The sequence below is a fragment of the Microbacterium sp. 10M-3C3 genome (genome assembly GCF_003931875.1).
Lineage (GTDB): Bacteria > Actinomycetota > Actinomycetes > Actinomycetales > Microbacteriaceae > Microbacterium.
The window spans coordinates 3368335-3387846 of sequence record NZ_CP034245.1 but is presented as its reverse complement, the minus strand read 5'-3'; the positions used below and the strand labels follow the sequence as shown (position 1 = coordinate 3387846).

21 protein-coding genes are annotated in these 19512 nt (G+C 71.1%); 14 read left to right on the top strand and 7 right to left on the bottom strand.

Annotated elements, in window-relative coordinates; translation table 11 throughout:
* Positions 1-107: 107 nt before the first annotated feature.
* The 9 genes from rpmH (at position 108) to EI169_RS16420 (ending at position 5972) form a co-directional block, all read left to right on the top strand.
* Positions 108-245 carry a 50S ribosomal protein L34 gene (gene rpmH / locus EI169_RS16460; protein WP_022879826.1) on the top strand — a complete coding sequence of 46 codons (138 nt, stop codon included), beginning with the start codon at positions 108-110 and terminating at the stop codon, positions 243-245.
* Between the two features lie 6 nt (positions 246-251).
* Positions 252-590, top strand: coding sequence for a ribonuclease P protein component (gene rnpA / locus EI169_RS16455; protein WP_125133246.1), 339 nt, complete (start codon positions 252-254; stop codon positions 588-590).
* Complete coding sequence (yidD, locus tag EI169_RS16450) at positions 587-943, top strand: membrane protein insertion efficiency factor YidD (RefSeq protein ID WP_125133245.1); 357 nt, start codon at positions 587-589, stop codon at positions 941-943. Before rnpA ends, yidD begins: the two co-directional genes overlap by 4 nt.
* A gap of 3 nt (positions 944-946) precedes the next feature.
* Positions 947-1993, top strand: coding sequence for a membrane protein insertase YidC (gene yidC, locus EI169_RS16445; protein ID WP_125133244.1), 1047 nt, complete (start codon positions 947-949; stop codon positions 1991-1993).
* 21 nt (positions 1994-2014) lie between these two features.
* Positions 2015-2521, top strand: coding sequence for a R3H domain-containing nucleic acid-binding protein (locus EI169_RS16440; protein ID WP_125133243.1), 507 nt, complete (start codon positions 2015-2017; stop codon positions 2519-2521).
* Positions 2522-2540: 19 nt separating this feature from the next.
* Positions 2541-3167 (top strand): 16S rRNA (guanine(527)-N(7))-methyltransferase RsmG, encoded by a 627-nt coding sequence (rsmG, locus tag EI169_RS16435; RefSeq protein ID WP_125133242.1) that lies wholly within the window; start codon positions 2541-2543, stop codon positions 3165-3167.
* A 528-nt stretch (positions 3168-3695) separates the two neighbouring features.
* Positions 3696-4583 carry a ParA family protein gene (locus tag EI169_RS16430; RefSeq protein WP_240640508.1) on the top strand — a complete coding sequence of 296 codons (888 nt, stop codon included), beginning with the start codon at positions 3696-3698 and terminating at the stop codon, positions 4581-4583.
* Positions 4583-5566 carry a ParB/RepB/Spo0J family partition protein gene (locus EI169_RS16425; protein WP_125133240.1) on the top strand — a complete coding sequence of 328 codons (984 nt, stop codon included), beginning with the start codon at positions 4583-4585 and terminating at the stop codon, positions 5564-5566. Before EI169_RS16430 ends, EI169_RS16425 begins: the two co-directional genes overlap by 1 nt.
* Positions 5567-5624: 58 nt before the next feature.
* Positions 5625-5972 carry a tryptophan synthase subunit alpha gene (locus EI169_RS16420; RefSeq protein ID WP_125133239.1) on the top strand — a complete coding sequence of 116 codons (348 nt, stop codon included), beginning with the start codon at positions 5625-5627 and terminating at the stop codon, positions 5970-5972.
* Positions 5973-6048: 76 nt separating this feature from the next.
* Here the strand turns inward: EI169_RS16420 and trxA are convergent, their stop codons facing one another.
* The 4 genes from trxA to EI169_RS16400 all read right to left on the bottom strand — a co-directional run bounded on the left by trxA (position 6049) and on the right by EI169_RS16400 (position 11324).
* Positions 6049-6372: a thioredoxin gene (gene trxA / locus EI169_RS16415; RefSeq protein ID WP_125133238.1), complete on the bottom strand. Its 324-nt coding sequence runs from the start codon at positions 6370-6372 to the stop codon at positions 6049-6051.
* Positions 6373-6433: 61 nt separating this feature from the next.
* Positions 6434-7429 (bottom strand): thioredoxin-disulfide reductase, encoded by a 996-nt coding sequence (trxB, locus tag EI169_RS16410; protein ID WP_125133237.1) that lies wholly within the window; start codon positions 7427-7429, stop codon positions 6434-6436.
* An 83-nt stretch (positions 7430-7512) separates the two neighbouring features.
* Positions 7513-9102 (bottom strand): murein biosynthesis integral membrane protein MurJ, encoded by a 1590-nt coding sequence (gene murJ, locus EI169_RS16405; RefSeq protein WP_125133236.1) that lies wholly within the window; start codon positions 9100-9102, stop codon positions 7513-7515.
* The gene (locus EI169_RS16400; protein WP_125133235.1) at positions 9099-11324 is read right to left on the bottom strand and encodes a DUF6049 family protein; all 2226 of its coding nucleotides are present in this window, start codon (positions 11322-11324) and stop codon (positions 9099-9101) included. Before EI169_RS16400 ends, murJ begins: the two co-directional genes overlap by 4 nt.
* Positions 11325-11432: 108 nt before the next feature.
* On the opposite strand from EI169_RS16400, the gene EI169_RS16395 reads away from it, so the two are divergent.
* Both EI169_RS16395 and EI169_RS16390 read left to right on the top strand, forming a co-directional pair.
* Complete coding sequence (locus EI169_RS16395) at positions 11433-12953, top strand: methyltransferase (RefSeq protein ID WP_125133234.1); 1521 nt, start codon at positions 11433-11435, stop codon at positions 12951-12953.
* A gap of 214 nt (positions 12954-13167) precedes the next feature.
* Positions 13168-14598 carry a CCA tRNA nucleotidyltransferase gene (locus EI169_RS16390; RefSeq protein ID WP_125133233.1) on the top strand — a complete coding sequence of 477 codons (1431 nt, stop codon included), beginning with the start codon at positions 13168-13170 and terminating at the stop codon, positions 14596-14598.
* A 193-nt stretch (positions 14599-14791) separates the two neighbouring features.
* Here EI169_RS16390 and EI169_RS16385 read toward each other — a convergent pair whose 3' ends face one another.
* Both EI169_RS16385 and EI169_RS16380 read right to left on the bottom strand, forming a co-directional pair.
* Complete coding sequence (locus EI169_RS16385; RefSeq protein ID WP_125133232.1) at positions 14792-15826, bottom strand: NAD(P)-dependent alcohol dehydrogenase; 1035 nt, start codon at positions 15824-15826, stop codon at positions 14792-14794.
* Positions 15827-16013: 187 nt separating this feature from the next.
* Complete coding sequence (locus tag EI169_RS16380; RefSeq protein WP_125133231.1) at positions 16014-16670, bottom strand: NAD(P)H-dependent oxidoreductase; 657 nt, start codon at positions 16668-16670, stop codon at positions 16014-16016.
* A gap of 74 nt (positions 16671-16744) precedes the next feature.
* Here EI169_RS16380 and EI169_RS16375 point away from each other — a divergent pair, with 74 nt between their 5' ends.
* Together EI169_RS16375 and EI169_RS16370 are read left to right on the top strand one after the other, a co-directional pair.
* Positions 16745-17080 carry a helix-turn-helix domain-containing protein gene (locus EI169_RS16375; protein WP_125133230.1) on the top strand — a complete coding sequence of 112 codons (336 nt, stop codon included), beginning with the start codon at positions 16745-16747 and terminating at the stop codon, positions 17078-17080.
* A 73-nt stretch (positions 17081-17153) separates the two neighbouring features.
* Positions 17154-17849, top strand: a complete 696-nt coding sequence (locus EI169_RS16370) for an SDR family NAD(P)-dependent oxidoreductase (RefSeq protein ID WP_164515521.1) — start codon at positions 17154-17156, stop codon at positions 17847-17849.
* Between the two features lie 3 nt (positions 17850-17852).
* On the opposite strand, the gene EI169_RS16365 is transcribed toward EI169_RS16370, so the two are convergent.
* A complete protein-coding gene (locus tag EI169_RS16365; protein ID WP_125133228.1) occupies positions 17853-18107 on the bottom strand; it encodes a hypothetical protein in 255 nt (84 codons plus the stop codon).
* A 91-nt stretch (positions 18108-18198) separates the two neighbouring features.
* Between EI169_RS16365 and EI169_RS16360 the strand changes: the two genes are divergently transcribed.
* Positions 18199-19512: a GAF domain-containing protein gene (locus tag EI169_RS16360; RefSeq protein WP_125133227.1), complete on the top strand. Its 1314-nt coding sequence runs from the start codon at positions 18199-18201 to the stop codon at positions 19510-19512.

Below are 19512 nucleotides of genomic sequence, written 5' to 3'. Positions count from 1 at the left end.
CGGCGCGCGACGTAGCCTTAGTCGGTTGACTTATGCCGTAACGGCAGTCCCGACAGATCCGTCCCCGGCCCTGAGCTCCCGGGCGACACACCTCCGGAAGTGATCTCATGAGCAAGCGTACGTTCCAGCCCAACAACCGTCGTCGCGCCAAGAAGCACGGTTTCCGCGCCCGTATGCGCACCCGCGCCGGCCGCGCCATCCTCTCCGCTCGTCGCGCCAAGGGGCGCACCGAGCTGTCCGCCTGACCGCAGGTGCTCGCGAAGCCGAACCGACTCACCCGCGGATCGGATTACAAGGTCGTCGTCCGGCGGGGTGCTCGGTGTGCGGGTGCGCACACCGTCACGTACGTCGGAGACGCCGGTGGATCCTCGCAGGCTCGGTTCGGCTTCATCGTGAGTCGCCAGGTCGGCACCGCCGTCGTCCGTAACACCGTGCGGCGTCGGCTGAAGGCGATCACGGCCGAAGCTCTGCCGTGGGTGCGCCCCGGGGCAGACGTGGTGATCCGCGCGCTGCCGGGCGCTGCATCCGCCGACTACGCGGCACTCCGCGACGACGTGCAGCGCTGCCTGCGACGGAAGGCGGCCGCATGAGCACGTCGACTCTTCCCACCGCCTACGTCGGTCATGGGCACCTCGCGCCGTCGCGGTTGCCGGCCTCGCTCCCCCTCGTTCCGCGCAACCTCGGGCTCGCGCTGCTTCACGGCTATCGCGCAACCATCTCCCATGTTTACGGCGATGTGTGCAAGTACTATCCGTCGTGTTCGGCGTACGCCGTCGGGGCGGTCCAGCAACACGGGCTGCTCAAGGGCGTGGCGCTGACGGCGGCACGTCTGGCGCGCTGCCACCCCTGGGCTCAGGGCGGCATCGACGATGTGAAGCCGCATCGCGATTTCCGCTACGAGCTCACTCCGCACGGATTCGTCGTGCCCCCTGGAAAGGATTGATCCGTGCCGGATCTCATCGGAATCGTCTTGTGGCCGCTGAAGTGGCTCGTCGAGCTCGTGCTGGTGGCGTGGCACGCCGTCTTCACCGCGATCGGTCTGCCGGCTGCCGAGGGCATCACGTGGGTGCTCTCCATCGTGGGCCTCGTCATCGTCGTGCGCTCGGCGCTCATCCCTCTCTTCGTGCGGCAGATCAAGAGCCAGCGGAAGATGATGGAAATTGCTCCTGAACTGCGGAAAGTTCAAGAGAAGTATCGGGGCAAGAAGGATCAGCTCTCTCGCGAGGCGATGAGCCGCGAGACGATGGCGCTGTACAAGAAGCACGGCACGACCCCGGTGTCGAGCTGTCTGCCGCTCCTGGTGCAGATGCCGATCTTCTTCGCGCTGTTCAGCGTGCTGAACGACGTGGCCAAGCACGCGGCCGCCGGCATCGGCGGTGTCGGCCTGCTCGACTCGGAGCTGACGCAGCAGTTCTACGACGCCGACCTCTTCGGCAGCGCGTCGCTCCACGAGAACCTCACGACGGCGTGGTCGAACGGCAACACCTCTGCCGTCATCATCCTCGCGATCCTCGTGGTGCTGATGATCGCGTCGCAGTTCTTCACCCAGCTGCAGATCATCTCGAAGAACCTCTCCCCCGAGGCCAAGACCGGCCAGGCCTACCAGATGCAGCGCATCATGCTCTACATCCTGCCGCTGGCCTTCATCTTCTCGGGCGTCTTCTTCCCGCTCGGCGTGGTCATCTACTGGTTCATCAGCAACCTGTGGACGATGGTGCAGCAGTTCATCGTCATCCGTGAGATGCCGACTCCCGGCTCCGACGCCGCCAAGGCCCGTGAGGAGCGCCTCGCGCGCAAGGGCAAGGCGATCGACGCGAACGGCAAGGTCGTGTCGATGGAGAAGTATCAGGCCGAGCAGCAGCGTCTCCTCGAGGAGGCCGAGAAGGCGCGCGCCGCAGCCCCGAAGCGGCAGCAGCCGGTCGGGAAGCAGCGCGCGAAGAAGCAGCAGCAGCCCGGCCGACGACCCGCGACGCCCGACTCCCCCGCATCCTGACGATCCGAAAGTCCCTGTGCCATGACTCTTGACCCGACCGACGTCTCGGATGCCCGCGAGTCGGTGACCGACGAGCAGCTCGAGCAGGAAGGCGACATCGCCGCCGACTACCTCGAGGAGCTCCTCGACATCGCGGACATCGACGGTGACCTCGCGCTCGACGTGCGCGCGGGTCGTGCATATGTGTCGATCGAAGCCGACGGCGGCAGCTCGCTCTCGCGACTCTCTGATCCCGACACTGTGCAGGCGCTGCAGGAGCTGACGCGTCTCGCGGTTCAGAACCGCACGGGACGCTTCTCCCGACTGATCCTGGATGTCGGCGGTTCACGGGACGCGCGACAGCGCGAGCTCGAGCTGCTCGTCGAGCGCGCCATGAAGCGTCTCGATGAAGGGGCGTCGCAGGCTTCTCTCCCCGCCATGTCGAGCTACGAGCGGAAGCTGATCCACGACATCGCAGCGGAGCGCGGCCTGGTGTCGGAGTCGTACGGCGAGGGCGCTGATCGCCACACCGTTCTCCGCCGCGCCTGACGTTTCACGTGAAACATCGATGACCGAACTCGAGAACGAGCCCGACGTCGCGCGCGTCGTCTTCGGTGATCGGCTCGATCTGGCGCGACGCTTCACCACCGCCCTCGCCGAGCACGGTGAAGAGCGCGGACTCATCGGGCCGCAGGAACTGCCGCGGCTGTGGACCCGGCACATCCTCAACAGCGCGGTCGCAGCGCCGCTGTTCCGCGGTCGCGTCGGCGATGTCGGCTCCGGGGCCGGTCTTCCGGGGCTCGTGCTCGCGATCGCCCGACCGGATGTGTCGTGGGTGCTCATCGAGCCGATGGAACGGCGCACGACGTGGCTGCTGGAGCAAGTCGATTCCCTGCGATTGGACAACGTCGAGATCGTGCGGTCGCGAGGCGAGGAGTGGGACGGAGCCGGCACTCTCGACGCCGTGACCGCCCGCGCGGTGAGCGCGCTGCGCACTCTCATCCCGATCACGGCGCCGCTGGTCAAGGACGGCGGCGAGGTCATCCTCCTCAAGGGTGTCAACGCTCAGAACGAGATCGAAGCCGCTCGGAAGCAGATCCGCCGCTTCGGCCTGGTCGACGTGCGCGTGGAGATGCTCGGTGAGCATGTGGTGGACGAACCCACACGCGTCGTTCGCGCTCGCGTTTCCCGCTGAGCTGCGTGCCGAGCGATGTTTCACGTGAAACGGCGGCTGGCAGACGATAGATGACGGTGCGGGCCGTCGACACAGTCGTGGCTGGATGTGCGCGTCGCGGATCGCCCCGATGATTCGCCGCATGATGTTCGGCGCACAGCGGAACGAACCGCCTCCACGCGCCAACCAGGCGTTTCACGTGAAACATCGATGTGCACCGAGCCGTAGGGCACTCGATTCCGCGACGCCATACATGACGTGCTGCTCCCGCTCGCTCTGGCGTGATGGGTCTCTGTAAGCCGGTGGATCGGAGCATGCGTCACACATCGAATCGGACGCTTCGCCTCGCTGTGCCCGCCGAGTGTCCGACGCTGTGTGCCACCGCCGCTCTGACGGTTTCGGATGAGCAGAAACCGCAGGCTGCTGAGGCCGACGGCAGCGTCGCGTCGGCGGGAGATGGGGGAGGCCGCAGGTAGACTGATTCGGTCCGGTTCTGTGCGGTGAGGGAGAGCGTTTCACGTGAAACAATCCGACGAGTCCGGATCCGGTGTGTCCTTCGATTCGCCCATCGCCCGAGAACTCGCGGAGCTTTCCGCACGACGACGCGCGCTCGAGGCGACCACGGTCGAGCTCTCCGGGCGCACGCGCGTGCTCACCGTCTCGAATCAGAAGGGCGGCGTCGGCAAGACGACGACCGCCGTGAACCTCGCTGCCGCGCTCGCCTCCGTCGGTGCGCGCGTGCTCGTGGTCGATCTCGATCCGCAGGGGAACGCGTCGACGGCGCTCGGGGTGCCGCACAACGCCGAGACACCGAGCGTCTACGACGTGCTCATCGACGAGTTCCCCCTCGCCGACATCGTGCAGCAGAGCCCGGAGTCGGAGAACCTCTTCTGCGCACCGAGCACGATCCACCTCGCAGGGGCGGAGATCGAGCTGGTCTCGCAGGTGGCGCGTGAGCACAGGCTGCGCACGGCGCTGGAGGATTACCTCGCGTCCGCCGACCATCGCATGGACTTCGTGCTGATCGACTGCCCACCCTCGCTGGGGCTGCTGACGATCAACGCGTTCACCGCGGCGCACGAGGTGCTCATCCCGATCCAGTGCGAGTACTACGCGCTCGAAGGCTTGAGCCAGCTCCTCGGCAGCGTCCGCATGATCCAGAAGCACCTCAACACCGCGCTGCACGTGTCGACGATCGTGCTGACGATGTACGACGGTCGCACGCGTCTTGCGCAGCAGGTGGCGGAGGAGGTGCGCTCGCACTTCCCCCAGGAGGTGCTCGACACCGTCATCCCGCGCTCGGTGCGCGTGTCAGAGGCGCCCAGCTTCGGTCAGACGGTGATCGCGTACGACGGGCAGTCGGCGGGTGCGGTGGCGTATCGCGAGGCGGCGGTGGAGATCATCCGCCGCGGTGAAACGGAAGAGAAGGAAGCCTGATGGCGAAGAGGACTGGACTGGGACGCGGCATCGGAGCCCTCATCCCCACGGCGGAGCCGACGGAGGCACGTCCGGTCGACGTGTTCTTCCCTGGTGCACCCGCAGTGGGTGACAGTGCGAAGCCGGGTGGCACGTCCACGGATGCAGGCTCGACGCGGTCGTCGGACGAGGACCTCGTCGCGGTTCCCGGCGCGCGTCTCGTGCACATCGACCCGCACTCGATCGTTCCCAACCCGCGCCAGCCGCGCACGCACTTCGATCCCGACGACCTCGCGGAGCTCGTGCACAGCGTCCGCGAGTTCGGCGTGCTGCAGCCTGTGGTCGTGCGCGATGTCGGGAACGGCTCGTATGAGCTGATCATGGGGGAGCGGCGTACGCGTGCCGCGCGTGAGGCCGGCCTCGAGAGCATCCCCGCCGTCGTGCGCGACACGTCCGACGAGAACCTGCTCCGCGACGCCCTGCTGGAGAACCTGCACCGGTCGCAGCTCAACCCCCTCGAAGAAGCCTCGGCCTACGAGCAGCTCCTCGCCGACTTCGGCATCACTCAGGAAGAGCTCGCGTCCCGGATCGGCCGGTCCCGTCCGCAGATCAGCAACACGATCCGTCTGCTGCGCCTGCCGGTTCCCGTGCAGCAGCGCGTCGCCGCCGGCGTGCTCACGGCGGGTCACGCACGCGCGATCCTGTCGCTGGATGACGAGACGCAGATGCAGCGCCTCGCCGACAAGATCGTGAACGAAGACCTGTCGGTGCGCGCCGCCGAAGCGGCCGCGCAGGGTCTTGCGCCGCGCCGCGCCACGCGGCCGCAGGCCGGCGCGCGACGCGGCCAGCTCGACGAGGTCGCGGAGCGACTCGGCGACCGCCTGAACACGCGAGTGAAGGTCTCTTTGGCTGCCAAAAAAGGCCAGATCGTGATCGATTTCGCGTCTATTCAGGACCTCAATCGCATCCTGTCGGAGCTCGGCGAGGAGCCGTTCGGCGGCTGATTGCACACAGTCCGAGCCAGACGGCCCGCACGCGGGTGAAGGCACGTACGCTGGAAGCATGTCCGCGCACGACGACCGCCCTCGCCGCCGGGCGAGCCTCGAAGTGCTCCGTGCCGAGGCCGCCGACGAGCGCTCCGTGCTCATCCACGAGCGCCTCCTCGACGGGGAGGACCCGTGGGAGTTCATGGAGGACCTGCCGTCGGTCGATGAGCTCGTCGTCCTGATGCTGCGCGCGGAGAACATCGCGAAGAACGGCGGCGCGCGCCCGAATCGTGCGCGTCACTACCGCGTGCTCCGGCAGATCGCCCTGGACTACCCGCCGCTGACACGGGCGGTGTGGCGGCTCCTCGGCGAGGACGAGGGCTACCGCCGCTGGGACGCCAACGTGCGTCTCGACGCGTCCTGAACGGCGTCGCTGCATCCCTCCGAAATGACAGAACCCCGCCGACCCGGAGGTCGACGGGGTTCTCGTGCGAGGAAGCTCAGGCGAGGAAGGATTCGAGGTCCTTCTCGAGGGCGAACTTCGGCTTCGCGCCGATGATGGTCGTCTTGACCTCGCCGCCCTGGAAGACCTTCATCGCCGGGATCGAGGTGATCTGGTACTTCATGGCCAGGTCAGGGTTCTCATCGACGTTGAGCTTCAGGATCGTGATCTTGTCGGGGTTCTCCGCCTGGATCTCGTCCAGGACGGGCGAGACCATGCGACACGGTCCGCACCACTCGGCCCAGAAGTCGACGAGCACGGTGCCGTCGGCCTGGAGCACATCCTGATCGAAGGTGGCAGAGGTCGTGGCCTTTGCGCTCATGTGCATCTCCTCCTCAGAAGTCGGTCGGTGGATATAACGCCGGATGCGGCGCGGTTGTTCCTCAGGCCACGCTGACGCTGGTCGCGTCGGGCAGGCCGTCGATCTCGGCGGCGTCCGGGGCGGGAGCGCCCGCGTCGCCGAGGGCGGCGAGGTAGTGCTCGACGTCGAGGGCCGCGACGGTGCCGCTGCCGGCCGCGGTGACGGCTTGACGGTAGGTCGGGTCGATGACGTCGCCGGCGGCGAAGACACCGGGCACGGAGGTGCGGGAGGTGCGCCCGTCGACCCAGACGGTGCCCTCCGACGTGAGGTCGAGCGCGCCGTGGACGAGGTGGGTGCGCGGGTCGTATCCGATCGCGACGAAGATGCCGTCGAGGGCGAGCTCGCTCTCCGACCCATCGACGGTGTTGCGCAGGCGCACGCCGGTCACGGCCTCGTCGCCGAGGATGTCGACGACCTCGCTGTTCCACACAAACTCGATCTTGTCGTTCTTGAACGCGCGCTCCTGCATGATCTTCGAGGCGCGCAGCTCCTCACGACGGTGGATGACGTAGACCTTCGAGGCGAACTTCGTCAGGAACGTCGCCTCCTCCATCGCCGAGTCGCCGCCGCCCACCACGGCGATCGTGCGCTCGCGGAAGAAGAAGCCGTCGCACGTGGCGCAGTAAGACACCCCGCGGCCCGACAGCCGGGACTCGCCTTCGATGCCGATCTTGCGGGGGGCCGAGCCGGTGGCGAAGACGATCGACTCCGCCTCGTGCGTGGCGCCCGACCCGAGCGTGACCTTCTTGACGGGCCCGTCGAGCTCGAGGCCGACGACGTCGTCGTAAAGCACCTCGGCGCCGAACTTCTCGGCCTGCTGCTGCATCTTGTCCATGAGCTCGGGGCCCTGGATGCCCTCGGGGAACCCGGGGAAGTTCTCGACCTCGGTCGTGTTCATGAGCTCGCCGCCGGCCTCGACGGAGCTGGCGATGACAAGCGGCTCCAGGTTGGCGCGGGCGGCGTAGATCGCCGCCGTGTAACCCGCGGGGCCCGATCCGATGATGATGACGTGACGCACGTGCGTCGCCCCCTTCGTTGTTCCAGAGCGTTCAACCCATGGTAGCCGCGGGGTATTCCCCCGCTCCGGCCGCCACGAGACTGTCAGCGACGCGGCAGGAAGCGGCGGATCATCGCCGTGGCGGGCTTCAGCTCCGGCGCGCGGAAGACGGCGAGGATCCCGGCGTACACGGCGAGGACGACCAGACCGACGATCGCCGCGCCGGCTGCGCCGAGGAACTTGTCGGCGGTGATCCAGCCGTCCGCACCGCCGAGAAGGACCAACACTCCGTAACCGGCGGCAGCCGCGGGGATGGCGGCCAGGACGAAGCGTCCGAGACTTCCGAGCCACTGCGCGGCTCCGATCCCCCCGAGGCGGCGGTGCAGCAGCACGGTTGCGACGATCACCTGCACGGTACTCGCGACCGCCTGCCCCAGAGCGACTCCGGCGGCGAGCTGTGCGACAGGGAGCGACGCTGCCGCGGCCCACGCAGAGGCGGCGACGAGCACGCACTGCAGAAGCGTGAAGAAGAACGGCGTCCGCGTGTCGTCGTACGCGTAGAACGTGCGCTGCACGACGAAGAGGACCGCGAGAGGGATCAGGCACACGAGGAAGCCCCACAGCACCTCGGCGGCGGCGACCGCCTCATCTGCGCTCCCGGTGAAGATGCGCGAGGCGGGGATGGCTGCGACCGCCAGCGCCGCGGTGGCGGCGACGATGAACAGGCCGAGCACCCGGATGCTGCTGACGATGTCAGCGCGGACCTCGTCGTGGCGCCCGGCAGCAGCGTGACCACTCAGCCGTGTGAAGTACGGCGTCCCGATCGACAGCACGATGATCGAGTACGGGAGCATGAAGAGCAGCCACGCATTCTGCGAGACGAGGACCCCGGCGACCTTCTCTGCGGCTTCGGACAGGATCTGGGACTGCACGAGTCCGGCGAGCTGTCCTGCGACGACCATGAGGAACGTCCAGCCCGCGAGGCGGCCGATCTGCCCCAGACCGACCCCGCGCCAACGGAAGTCAGGTCGCACGTGCAGGCCGGAGCGGCGCCAGAAGCCGAGCAGGATCGCCGCCTGCACGACGATGCCGAGGGTGGCTGTGCCCGCCAGGAGCGCGATCATTCCGGGATCCCACGCCGACGGCTCGGCGCCGAACAAGAGGATGAAGGCCCCGAAGCCCGCGATTGAGACGACATTGTTGACGATGGGCGCCCACGTGAACGGGCCGTAGACGCCACGGGCGTTGAGGGATTCTCCGACGAGCGCGTAGAGGCCGTAGAAGAGGATCTGCGGCAGACACCAGTAGGCGAACGCCGTTGCGAGTGCCTTCTGCGCCGCGCCGTACTGTGGCGCGTACAGCTCGACCAGCACCGGCGCGGCGATGCTCGCGACGACCGTCACTGCGAACAGCGCGACCGTGCCGAGTGTGAACAGTTTTGAGACGAACGCGCGGCCGCCGTCGTCGTGGGCGGCCGCCTTGACGATCTGCGGGACGACGACGGCGCTGAGAAGCCCGGTGGAGATGATCGCGTAGATGTTGTTGGGCAGCTGATTCGCGATCGCGAAGGCATTGCCGCCCGCGGATACCGCGCCGACCGCTGACACGAGAACGACCGATCGCAGGAATCCGGTCAGGCGGCTGACGATCGTGCCGGCGCCGATGAGGACGCTCGCGCGGCCGATGCCGCTCACGGGCGAGTCTCCGCATCCGGGTCCGTGCTGTCGGCCTCCGCGGAGTCGACGCGCACCTCAGGTTCGAGCACGCGGGGGTCGAGCGGGGCGGGGTCGCCGTCCGCGGCGTCCGCGGCGGCGCGGAGCTCACGCGCCCGGCGCCGGCGACGGACGGTGCGCACGACGCCGACGCTGAGGAACAGCACCATGATCACGATGAGGATGACGAGGCCGATCGTCTCCCACTCCGCACGCACCTGCACTTCGGCACTCTGGACCTGACCGATCGCGACGCCGGTCGGGCTGTAGAGCTGCATCGTGACGGTCACCGCGCCGTTGCCGACGCGCGAGCGGACAGGGATCGTCGCGCGCGTGTTGCTCGCGGCCGACGCCACGACCTCCGTGCGCTGGCCGACGACCAGCTGGGGATTGTTGGGCTGGGCGATGAGCTCGACCCGGACCGGCCACGGCAGGTCGTTGCGCACCCACGGGGAGAAGGTCGCGTCGTAGCTGACGAGGTTGAGCACCGCCGAGGGGAGGATGCCGACGGCGTCGAGCGTCTCGCGGGTCTGCGTGCGGTGGGCGGCGATCGCCTGGGCGGCGGCGGGGTCGGAGCGCCAGGCCACGGCGATGAGTTGGAGGATCTCCGCCCGCTCGCGTCCGGTGAGGAGGGCCGGGTCGTCGAGGATCGTCGCGAAGCTGCCGATCGTCCCCTCGTCCGCGAGGAGCTGCGTCAGATCGGCGCCTCGGTCCGGCGTCGAGGCGTTCGGGGCGACGGTCGTCTCGACCGGCGAGGCGGCCGCGAGCGTCGTCATGTCGATCGCGGTGACCCCCGGTGCGGTCGTCGCGGTCTGGATCGCGGTGCGCAGTGCCGCACGGTCGCGGCTCGTGGCGCCCCGGTCGACCGCGACCACGAGCGGCTGTCCGGCGCTGTCGCGGGCGGCGAACGCCAGGTAGGCCGTCGCCTCGGTGAGGGACGCGCCCCGCGCCGCTGCATCCGGCTGATCCGCGGCGCGGCGGAGCGCGCCGGACACGGCGCTGTCGTACACCGCCAGCTGCGCGCCGCCGCTCGTCGCGCGGCCGAGGGCGGTGCCCGAGCCTGCGGCCGTCGTGTCGGAGGGCACCAGGGTGAGGGACGGGCTGCCGCCCGCGGCACCGGTCAGCATCGAGAGGACCTCGGGGCCGGCCGATCCGGATGCCGGCCAGAAGACGCCGCTCGAGGTGTGCGGCCCGATGTCGGTGAGCTGCGCGAGCTGCGGCTCCTGCGCCGGGGTGCCTTGCGGCGGTGTGCTCGTGGGCGACGGCGAGGGGGTCGAGAGGGTCGTGCCGGCGGGGATGTAGGTGGCGAGCGAGATCGGCGCGAGCGGCGCGGTGAGGCCGGCGGAGACCTGCGTGGCGAGGTCGGCGTCGCCGAACTGCAGAGCGAATCGCGCGTTCGGCAGCGCCTCGAGGCGTGCGAGCCACGCGGCTGCGGTGGCGGGGGCGGCGCTGCCGAGGACGCGGATGGCGGCGGGGATCGCAGGATCGACGGCAAGGATCGCACTCGTCCCGTCGACAGCGTCCAGCAGTGACGTGAGCGCGCCGTCCTCCGCGGTGAGGGCGGCGAGGTCGTCGGAGGAGATCAGGCCGCGCGAGCGCACGGGGGCGACGATCGGCACGACGACCGCGACCGAGGATGCCACCGCGTCATCCGGTACAACCATCGCGCTGAGGGCGGTGACTCGCTGGTCGCCCGCCGTCACAGAGACCCGCAGCGGATAGACGCCCGGTCCGCGCCCGGCCAGCGAGGCGTCGTCGGGCGCGATGACGAAGTCCGCCGTGGACTGCTGCCCCGAGTCGGTCGCCTCGGTCGCGACGGGGGTGCCGACCGGCGCGAGACCCGTCTGGAGGTTGCCGGCCAGCCACGCGCCGAGCGCCGTGCGGTCGGGCAGCGGCGCGGTGCCGAGCTCGAGTGCGGCCGATCCGGCCGGTACGGCGCCGGCGGTGCCGTTGTCGAGCGCGACCACCGCCGACAGCGCGCTCCCGGTCCGGACGACGCCGCCCGCGGCGGGTGACAGGGTCGCGGTCACCGTGCCGCTGAGCTCGGCGCTGGACGACGGGGACGGCGACGGCGCGGCGACGGCGGGCACGACCGTGGCGACCGCGAGGACGGCGCCGGCAAGCCCCGCGAGCACGGTCGCCAGCAGCCGCCGTGCGCGGCGATGTGCTGACGGACGGGCCGTCCTGGGAAAGTGGGACGTCATACGAGCTCCACGCGACCGACCGCCGCGCCGCAGCGATTCTACGGGCGTCGCCCGTGCGCAACCCGTGCGCCTCGCCCGTGGGCGCGTGGACAGCGCTTGAATGGTCGGATGCTGCCGCATCCCGACCCCGCCCTCGCCGCCGCGCTCGCCGCCGACCTGCGCGCGGCCGGCTACTCGTCGCGCGGGCTGCGGGAGGCGTGGGGAGAGACGGCGGACGACGCCATCGCGCGGGGCCTGCGCGGCCCCGCGCTGCGCGTGCTCGGGGAGCGCCGGGACCCGCTCGCGGTGCTCGCGCGTCTTCTCGGGCTCGGCGTCGAGCAGGGGCGCGACCTCGTCGACACCGCGCTGCCGGCGACGGGGTCGGCGGGACTTGCCGCACTGGGACTCGCCGACCTGGACGGCCGCGTCGTGCGTGCGGCGGCGCTCGTGCGCCCGCAGGCCTTCGCCGACGCGCACGGCGAGGGCGAGTGGTGGATCGCGAGCGACCTCGACGAGGCGGCGCTCGGCGGCCCCCTCCCCGAAGACCACGTGCTCGGTGTCGGCGGCGCCTCCCTCACTCTCGCGGCGCTGCAGGTGGGCGGACCCGCCGCGACCGGACTCGATGTCGGCACCGGGTGCGGCATCCAGGCCCTACGGATGCGGCGCGACGTCGACCGTGTCGTCGCGACCGACGTGTCGCAGCGTGCCCTGCGCTTCACGCGTCTGAACGCCCTGCTCAACGGCGTCGACGGCATCGAGACGCGGCACGGCAGCCTCTTCGCGCCGGTGCGCCACGAGCGCTTCGACCGCATCGCCACGAACCCCCCGTTCGTGATCACGCCGCGCGTCGCGGACGTCCCGGCGTACGAGTATCGCGACGGGGGACGCGAGGGCGACGCGCTCGTCGCCGACGTCGTGCGCGGGGCGGGCGAGCATCTCGCCCCCGGCGGCGTCGCGCAGCTGCTCGGGAACTGGGAGACGCGCGGGGGCAGGGACGGCCTCGAGCGCGTGCGCGAGTGGGTGGACCAGTCGAGCATTCCGCTGGACGCATGGGTCGTCGAGCGCGAGACGCTCGACCCGCTCGCCTACGCCGAGCTGTGGATCCGCGACGGCGGGACGCTGCCCGGGACGCCCGCCTACGCGCGGCTGGTCGACGCATGGCTCGACGACTTCGCCGGGCGCGAGGTCACAGCGATCGGGTTCGGCTACATCCTGCTGCGCCGCCCGGCCGACGACCGGCCCACGCTCAGCCGCTTCGAGCGCGTCGCGGGATCGGGCGAGGGCCCACTCGGCGCGCACGTGGCCGCGGCGCTCGCCGCGCACGACCGGCTGCAGCGCACCGATGACGTCGGCCTCGCCGCATCCGGGTTCGTCGTCTCACCCGATGTGACCGAAGCGCGTCACCACCGGCCGGGCGAGGAGACGCCCACCATCATCGAGCTGCGCCAGGGCGGCGGGTTCGGCCGTGCGCTGTCGGTCGACCCGGCGCTGGCCGCGGTCGTGGGCGCGAGCGACGGCGACCTGCCCCTCGGCGCGCTCGTCGACGCCGTCGCCGACCTGCTGGACGTGGATGCGGCGGCACTGCGGGCCGACGTCTTCCCCCGCATCCGCGAGCTCGTCTTCACCGGCTTCCTGCGCTTCGCGGACTGACGCGGGTGCCGCCCGGCGGGGCTCGGCGCGGCTCGGGTGCAGCTCGGCGGGGCTCGGCGCGACTCGGCACGGCCCGGGTGCAACCGCTCGGGTGCAACCGCTCGGGTAAGCGGGCCGGGTGCGGGCGAATCGGCCGGATGCAGCACGAATCGGCGCGGATCGCACTGATCTCGGCCGATTCGCCCGCCGAGGGCGAGGCCGTAGGCTCGAAGCCATGCTCAACATGGCCGAGGGTGTCGCGCGCCTCGACGCGCTCGCCGCCTCCGACGTCGTCGCGCGGCTCGGCCGTGCGTTCGCCGACGCCGGCCACGAGCTCGCCGTCGTCGGCGGTCCGGTGCGCGACGCGCTCCTCGGCCGCGACACGCACGACCTCGACTTCACCACCGACGCCCGGCCCGACGACATCCTCCGCATCGTCACGCCGATCTCGTCGGCCCGCTGGGACGTCGGGCGCGACTTCGGCACGATCGGCGCACGCGTCTCCGGCGAGCAGGTGGAGATCACGACGTACCGCGCCGACGCGTACGACGGCATGACGCGCAAGCCCACGGTCGCGTTCGGCGACACCCTCGAGGACGACCTCGTCCGCCGCGACTTCACCGTCAACGCGATGGCTCTCCGCGTGCCCGGGAAGACGCTCGTCGACCCGACCGGCGGCGTCGAAGACCTCCTCGCGCAGCGCCTCCGCACGCCCATCGACCCGGCGGTCAGCTTCGGCGACGATCCGCTTCGGATGCTGCGGGCCGCGCGCTTCGCGTCGCAGCTGAACTTCACCGTCGACGATGCGACGCTCGCCGCGATGAGCGAGCTCGGCGACACGCTGTCGATCGTGAGCGCCGAGCGGATCCAGGGCGAGCTCGTGCGGCTGCTCGCGAGCGACGACCCGGTCCGCGGCATCCGGATCCTCGTGGAGACCGGGCTCATCGAGCGGTTCCTGCCGGAGGTGCCCGCGCTCCGGCTCGAGGTGGACGAGCACCACCACCACAAAGACGTCTACGAGCACTCGCTCACCGTGCTGCGTCAGGCGATCGACCTCGAACACGAACGGTATCCCGGCGCCGCCCCCGACGTGCCGCTGCGGCTCGCAGCGCTGCTGCACGACATCGGCAAGCCCGCGACGCGGCGCCTCGAGCCCGGCGGCGGCGTCACCTTCCATCACCACGACGTCAAGGGCGCGCGGATGGCGCGCAAGCGGCTGCAGGCGCTGCGCTTCGATTCCGACACGATCGGGTCGGTCACGAAGCTCATCGAGCTGCACCTGCGGTTCTTCGGGTACGCGGAGGGGGCGTGGACCGACTCGGCCGTCCGGCGCTACGTTCGCGACGCGGGCGACGAACTCGAGCGCCTGCACATCCTCACGCGTGCCGACGTCACGACCCGCAATCGCCGCAAGGCCGCCCGCTTGGCCTCGGCCTACGACGACATCGAGCGGCGCATCGCGGAGCTCCGCGAGCAGGAGGAGCTCGACGCGGTGCGGCCCGAGCTCGACGGCAACCGCATCCAGGAGGTGCTCGGCATCCGTCCCGGCCGCGAGGTCGGCGAGGCGTACCGCTTCCTCCTCGACCTGCGCCTGGACGAGGGCGTGCTCGGCGAGGAGGAGGCCGAGCGGCGCCTGCGCGCGTGGTGGGCGGCCCGCCCGGCCTGAATCCCGGCCGCCCCCGTCCGCGGATTCGGCTCACACCTGCGGATTCGGATGCAGCGGCCCGCCGCATCCGAATCCGGCTCGCTCAGCCGAATCCAGTGCGCGCGTCGTCGGAGGATCGCATCTTCGCCGGGCGATTCACGGCCGAATCCTCCGACGAAGCGCTCATCCTCCGACGCTGCGACGGCCGGCCGGCTCAGGGCACGACGACCGCGCGGCCGCGGACCGTGCCCGCGTGCAGCTTGCGGTAGGCCTCCACGGCGCCGTCGAAGCCGTAGCGCTCGACGTGCACGCCGACCGCCCCGGAGCGCGCGAGGTCGAGTACCTCGATGAGCTCGCTGCGCGTGCCCCAGTACGGTGCGCGCACGGCGGCGCCCATCGGTGTGGAGAAGAAGCCGGTCGGCAGGATGCCGCCGCCGATGCCGACGATGTGGATGAAGCTGTCGAGGCCTGCGATCTCGCGCGCCAGGTCGATCGTGGGCTGCACGCCGACGAAGTCGAACACCGCCGTCGCGCCCAGGCCGCCGGTGAGCTCCCGGATGCGATCGGCGGCGCCCTCGCCCGACACGACGGTGCGGTGCGCGCCGACCTCGCGGGCGAGTTCCAGCTTTTCGTCGCTCACGTCGACGGCGATGACGGTGGCCTGGCTGATCGCGCGGAGGATCTGCACACCCACGTGGCCGAGTCCGCCGACGCCGATGACGACGGCGGTCGCGCCCGGGTAGAGCTTGTGCCGCGCCGAGGTGATCGCGTGATAGGGCGTGAGTCCGGCATCCGTCAGCGAGACGGTCTCGACAGGGTCGAGGTCGCCGAGCGGCACGAGGTGGCGCGGATCGTCGACGATCACGTACTCGGCCATCGCGCCGGGCGAGCCGAGTCCGGGAGGGGCGATGCCGAGGTCGGCGGCATACGGGCAGTAGTTCTCCGCGCCTTGCGCGCACGCGTGGCACCGGCCGCAGCCCCACGGTCCGTAGATCGCGTAGGCCTCGCCGACCTGCACGCCCTCGACCCCGTCGCCGAGCTTGTCGACCACACCCGCGCCCTCGTGGCCGAGAGTGAGCGGGAGTCCGTACGTGTACTGCTCCTCCGGGAGGTCCATCACGAACCAGTCGCTGTGGCACAGGCCCGCCGCGGTCACCTTGAGCCGGATCTGGCCCGGGCCGGGTTCGGGCGTCTCGATCTCGACGACCTCGGGTCCCTTGCCGATCTCGCGATACTGCACGGCCTTCATGAGCGCGTCCTTTCTCTGGATCCCGTCCAGCCTCGCACCGGCTGCGCGGCGCGGGCACGGGGTTGACGCTCTCAGCGGCCCGCGCGCGGATTCGGCTCGGGTGCGGAGATTCGGATGCAGCGACCCGCCGCATCCGGATCCGGCGCCGCGATCCGAATCCGCAGCGCGACGAAGCAGCGCCGGCGGGTCAGGCCACGCGGGCGCGGTGCAGGTCGGCGATCTCCTGGCCCGAACGGCGGGCGTCGTGCTCGGCGGCGACGCGCAGCTCGTCGGCGGCGTCGCGGAAGGCGTCGAGGGCGGGGTTCACGCCCACGAGGGTGAACGGGCGCTGCACGACACGCAGGTCGAGGCCCCAGACGTCCTCGAGCACGCGGCGGAGCCATGGCGTGGAGTGGTCCCAGTCCTCGCGCGGCGACCCGGGGGCGTAGTTGCCGCCGAGCACCGTGACGAGCGTCGCGGGCTTGCCGCGAAGAGCCGTGCCCTGCGGGTCGATGCGCGGGTCGGTGTAAGCCAGGTCGAACCACGTCTTGAAGTGCTGCGAGACGCCGTAGTTGTACAGCGGCACGGCGAAGAGCAGTGCGTCGGCGGCGATGAGCTCATCGGCGATCGCGGCGGCCTGCGCGACGGCGGCCCGCTGCTCGTCGGAGCGCTCGGCCTCAGGGGTGCCCTTCGCGGTGACCGCGGCCGCCCACGCGGTGGCGGAGACGGGCTCGGCGGCGAGGTCGCGTCGCAGCACGGTGGAGTCGGGGTGTGCGGCGAGCCACTCGGCCTCGACCAGGTCTGCGAGCTCGCGGCTCGCGCTGGTGGCGGGGAACAGGCTGGCGTCGAGACGGAACAGGGACATGAATGCCTCCGAATAGCTAGTTACTATGAAAAACAAAGCGGCTTCACTCAGAGTAGCACGCGTACCATGGTGGGGTGACCGAGAAGACCCACGAGCCGCAGCAGTGCGACGCCGCGGTGAGCCTCGCCTTCTCGGTGCTCGGCAAGCGGTGGAACGGCATGATCATCGACGCGCTGAGCGCGGGGCCGCTGTCGTTCGTGGCGCTGCGCCGCGGGGTCTCGGGGATCAGTGACGCGGTGCTGTCAGACCGCCTCGCCGAGCTCGCCGGCCTCCAGCTCGTGTCGCGTCAGGTCGACGCCGGCCCGCCCGTCACCGTCTCGTACGAGCTGACGCCGCAGGGCCGCGGACTCGTGCCGATCCTCGCGCAGCTCGGGGAGTGGGCATCCGAGAACCTGCCGGCGCGCGTCTGACGGCCGCCCCCGCCGAATGACACCGCGGTGCTCCGGGCGCACGATCTCACGTGACGGACCGGAGGTGGACGACGTGGCCGGACAACGGACAGCAGTGATCACGGGAGGCGGCCGGGGGATCGGCGCGGCTGCGGTCGATCTCCTGCGGGAGGACGGATGGCGCGTCATCGCGCTGGTGCGCGATCGCGGCGCGGTGCCCGAAGCCTGGGCGGATGACAGCGACGTCCGCGTGATCCAGGCGGACGTGACGGATGCGCGGAGCCTCGAGGATGCGGCGCGGGAGGCCGGGGACGTCGACCTCGTCGTCGCGAACGCCGCCGCGTTCGCCCCGTGGCAGGAGACGGCGCTGGCCGCCGACCTCGACGCCGCGAGCGCGGTGCTCGATGTCAACGTGCTCGGCACATGGCGCACGATCCAGGCGTTCGCGCCTGCGCTCGAGGCGCGCCACGGATCGCTCATCGTCGTCGGCAGCGGCGGCGGCTCGCACGGCGATCCCCGGTTCGGCATCGCGACCCAGCCCGGGGCTGCGTCGTATGCCGCGTCGAAGGCGGCGGTGCACGCCCTCGCGCGCAAGGCGGCACTCGAGCTCGAGGGGCGCGTCCCGGTGTACGTCGTCGACCCCGGGCTCACGGCAACCGCTCCCGGCATGGCGGAGATGGGTGCCCGTCCGCCCGTCGACGGCGCCCGCAGCATCCTGTGGCCCATCCTCGGCGACACGCCCGTCGAGCCCGGCAGCTTCACGCGCGACGGGCAGCCGCTGCCCTGGTGAGCGTCAGCGCGCGTCGTCAGGTGTGAGCTTCGCGCGCATGGTCGGGATCGGTTCGTGCCATACGTCGGCATCGGCTCGCACCACCGCGAGGGCGTGGCCCAGCATCGCCGTGCGGATGCGCACGCCGCGCGCCCGGGCCAGCCGGCGCACCGCCGCGCGCAACTCGGGCACCGGTGCATCCGCCTCCAGGCGCCGCACCACCTGCTGGTCCGCCGCCGCCGCATCCAGCAGCTCGGCGGCCGTCGCCTCGATGTCCATGTCGCCAGTGTCCTCCCCCACGATCCCTGCCGGAACCGCGCGACGCGACGTACACTGACCGCACGCCCGTTCGCCGTCGATCGGAGCCGGCATGACGTCGCCGTGGTCCACGCGCCTGGATGTCGCCCCCGCGACCTCGAGGCTGCTCATCGAGCGCGCGCACGACGAGCTCGTCGCGGGCGATGACCGCCGGCTCGCGGACGTGCGCCCGCTCGTGCGCGAATCGTGGCGTCGCGCGCTCGCCTCGGCGGTCGGGCCGGAGGGGCTGCCGCGCCTCGACCTCACCGCCGATGAGCTCGAGGCGTATCGTCGCGCGCACCCGCTGGCCGACGTCATGGACATGGTGAGGGCGCTGCTCCTGCCCGGATCCGCCGAGGAGTCCGGCGTCGTCGTCGCGGTCGGCGACGCGGCGGGGCGCCTGCTGTGGGTCGAGGGCGACCGAGGAGTGCGCACCCTCACCGGCGACATGGGCTTCGTCGCCGGGGCGAACTGGTCCGAGGACGCCGTCGGCACGTCCGCGCCCGGCACGGCGCTCGCCCTGGACCGCTCGGTGCAGATCCGCCAGGCCGAGCACTTCAACCGTCTCGTGCAGCCGTGGTCGTGCACCGCGGCGCCCGTCCACGATCCCGAGACGCGCCGCCTCATCGGCGTCATCGACGTGACCGGAGGGTCGGAGGCGGTGACCCCGCAGGCGCAGCTGCTCGTGGACGCGGCGGCGCGGGCGGTGGAGGGCGAGCTCCTCGTCACGCGGCTGCGGGCCCGTGCCGCTCCGCCCCCATCCCGCCCGGCCCGACGCACGGCGACTCCGCAGCGGACGATCCTGCGGGTGCTCGGACGTGACCGTGCGCTCCTGGAGGTGTCGTCCCACGCCGCCGAGCACATCGTCGAGCTGAGCGCCCGGCATGCCGAGATCCTGCTGATGCTGGCTGTCCACCGCGAGGGGCTTTCGGCGGAGGCGCTCGCCGAGCTCGTCTACGGTGACGATGCGACCGACACGCTGCGTCCCGAGATGACGCGTCTGCGCAAGGTGCTCGAGCGCGCCGCGCCCCACCTCGCGCCGCAGTCCCGCCCGTACCGTCTCGCCGCTCCGCTGGAGACGGATGCGCAGCACGTGCTGTCGCTCCTGGATCGGGGGGCGCATCGCGTCGCCCTCGCCGCCTGCCCGGGCCCGGTGCTCCCCGACTCGGATGCGCCGGGCGTGGCCGAGCTGCGCGACTCGGTGCGCCGCGCCATTCGGGAGTCGCTCCTCGCCGAGGCCGGCGTCGACGTGCTCCTCGCCTACGCCGACACCGCCGGCGGGTCCGATGACGCCGAGGTGCTGCGCGAGTGCCTGCGCCTGCTGCCGGCGCGTTCGCCGCGCCGAGCCGCGCTGGTCGCACGGCTCGAGCGCCTCGAGGAGCGCTGA

What these genes read in the sequence shown, in the direction of transcription:
- EI169_RS16420 (WP_125133239.1), top strand. Translation starts at nt 5,625, where the DNA reads ATGTCCGCGCACGACGACCGCCCTCGCCGCCGGGCGAGCCTCGAAGTG.
- EI169_RS16440 (WP_125133243.1), top strand. Translation starts at nt 2,015, where the DNA reads ATGACTCTTGACCCGACCGACGTCTCGGATGCCCGCGAGTCGGTGACC.
- EI169_RS16385 (WP_125133232.1), bottom strand. Translation starts at nt 15,826, where the DNA reads ATGAAGGCCGTGCAGTATCGCGAGATCGGCAAGGGACCCGAGGTCGTC.
- trxA (WP_125133238.1), bottom strand. Translation starts at nt 6,372, where the DNA reads ATGAGCGCAAAGGCCACGACCTCTGCCACCTTCGATCAGGATGTGCTC.
- EI169_RS16400 (WP_125133235.1), bottom strand. Translation starts at nt 11,324, where the DNA reads ATGACGTCCCACTTTCCCAGGACGGCCCGTCCGTCAGCACATCGCCGC.
- EI169_RS16390 (WP_125133233.1), top strand. Translation starts at nt 13,168, where the DNA reads ATGCTCAACATGGCCGAGGGTGTCGCGCGCCTCGACGCGCTCGCCGCC.
- rpmH (WP_022879826.1), top strand. Translation starts at nt 108, where the DNA reads ATGAGCAAGCGTACGTTCCAGCCCAACAACCGTCGTCGCGCCAAGAAG.
- EI169_RS16365 (WP_125133228.1), bottom strand. Translation starts at nt 18,107, where the DNA reads ATGGACATCGAGGCGACGGCCGCCGAGCTGCTGGATGCGGCGGCGGCG.
- rsmG (WP_125133242.1), top strand. Translation starts at nt 2,541, where the DNA reads ATGACCGAACTCGAGAACGAGCCCGACGTCGCGCGCGTCGTCTTCGGT.
- EI169_RS16380 (WP_125133231.1), bottom strand. Translation starts at nt 16,670, where the DNA reads ATGTCCCTGTTCCGTCTCGACGCCAGCCTGTTCCCCGCCACCAGCGCG.
- EI169_RS16425 (WP_125133240.1), top strand. Translation starts at nt 4,583, where the DNA reads ATGGCGAAGAGGACTGGACTGGGACGCGGCATCGGAGCCCTCATCCCC.
- EI169_RS16360 (WP_125133227.1), top strand. Translation starts at nt 18,199, where the DNA reads ATGACGTCGCCGTGGTCCACGCGCCTGGATGTCGCCCCCGCGACCTCG.
- yidD (WP_125133245.1), top strand. Translation starts at nt 587, where the DNA reads ATGAGCACGTCGACTCTTCCCACCGCCTACGTCGGTCATGGGCACCTC.
- EI169_RS16395 (WP_125133234.1), top strand. Translation starts at nt 11,433, where the DNA reads ATGCTGCCGCATCCCGACCCCGCCCTCGCCGCCGCGCTCGCCGCCGAC.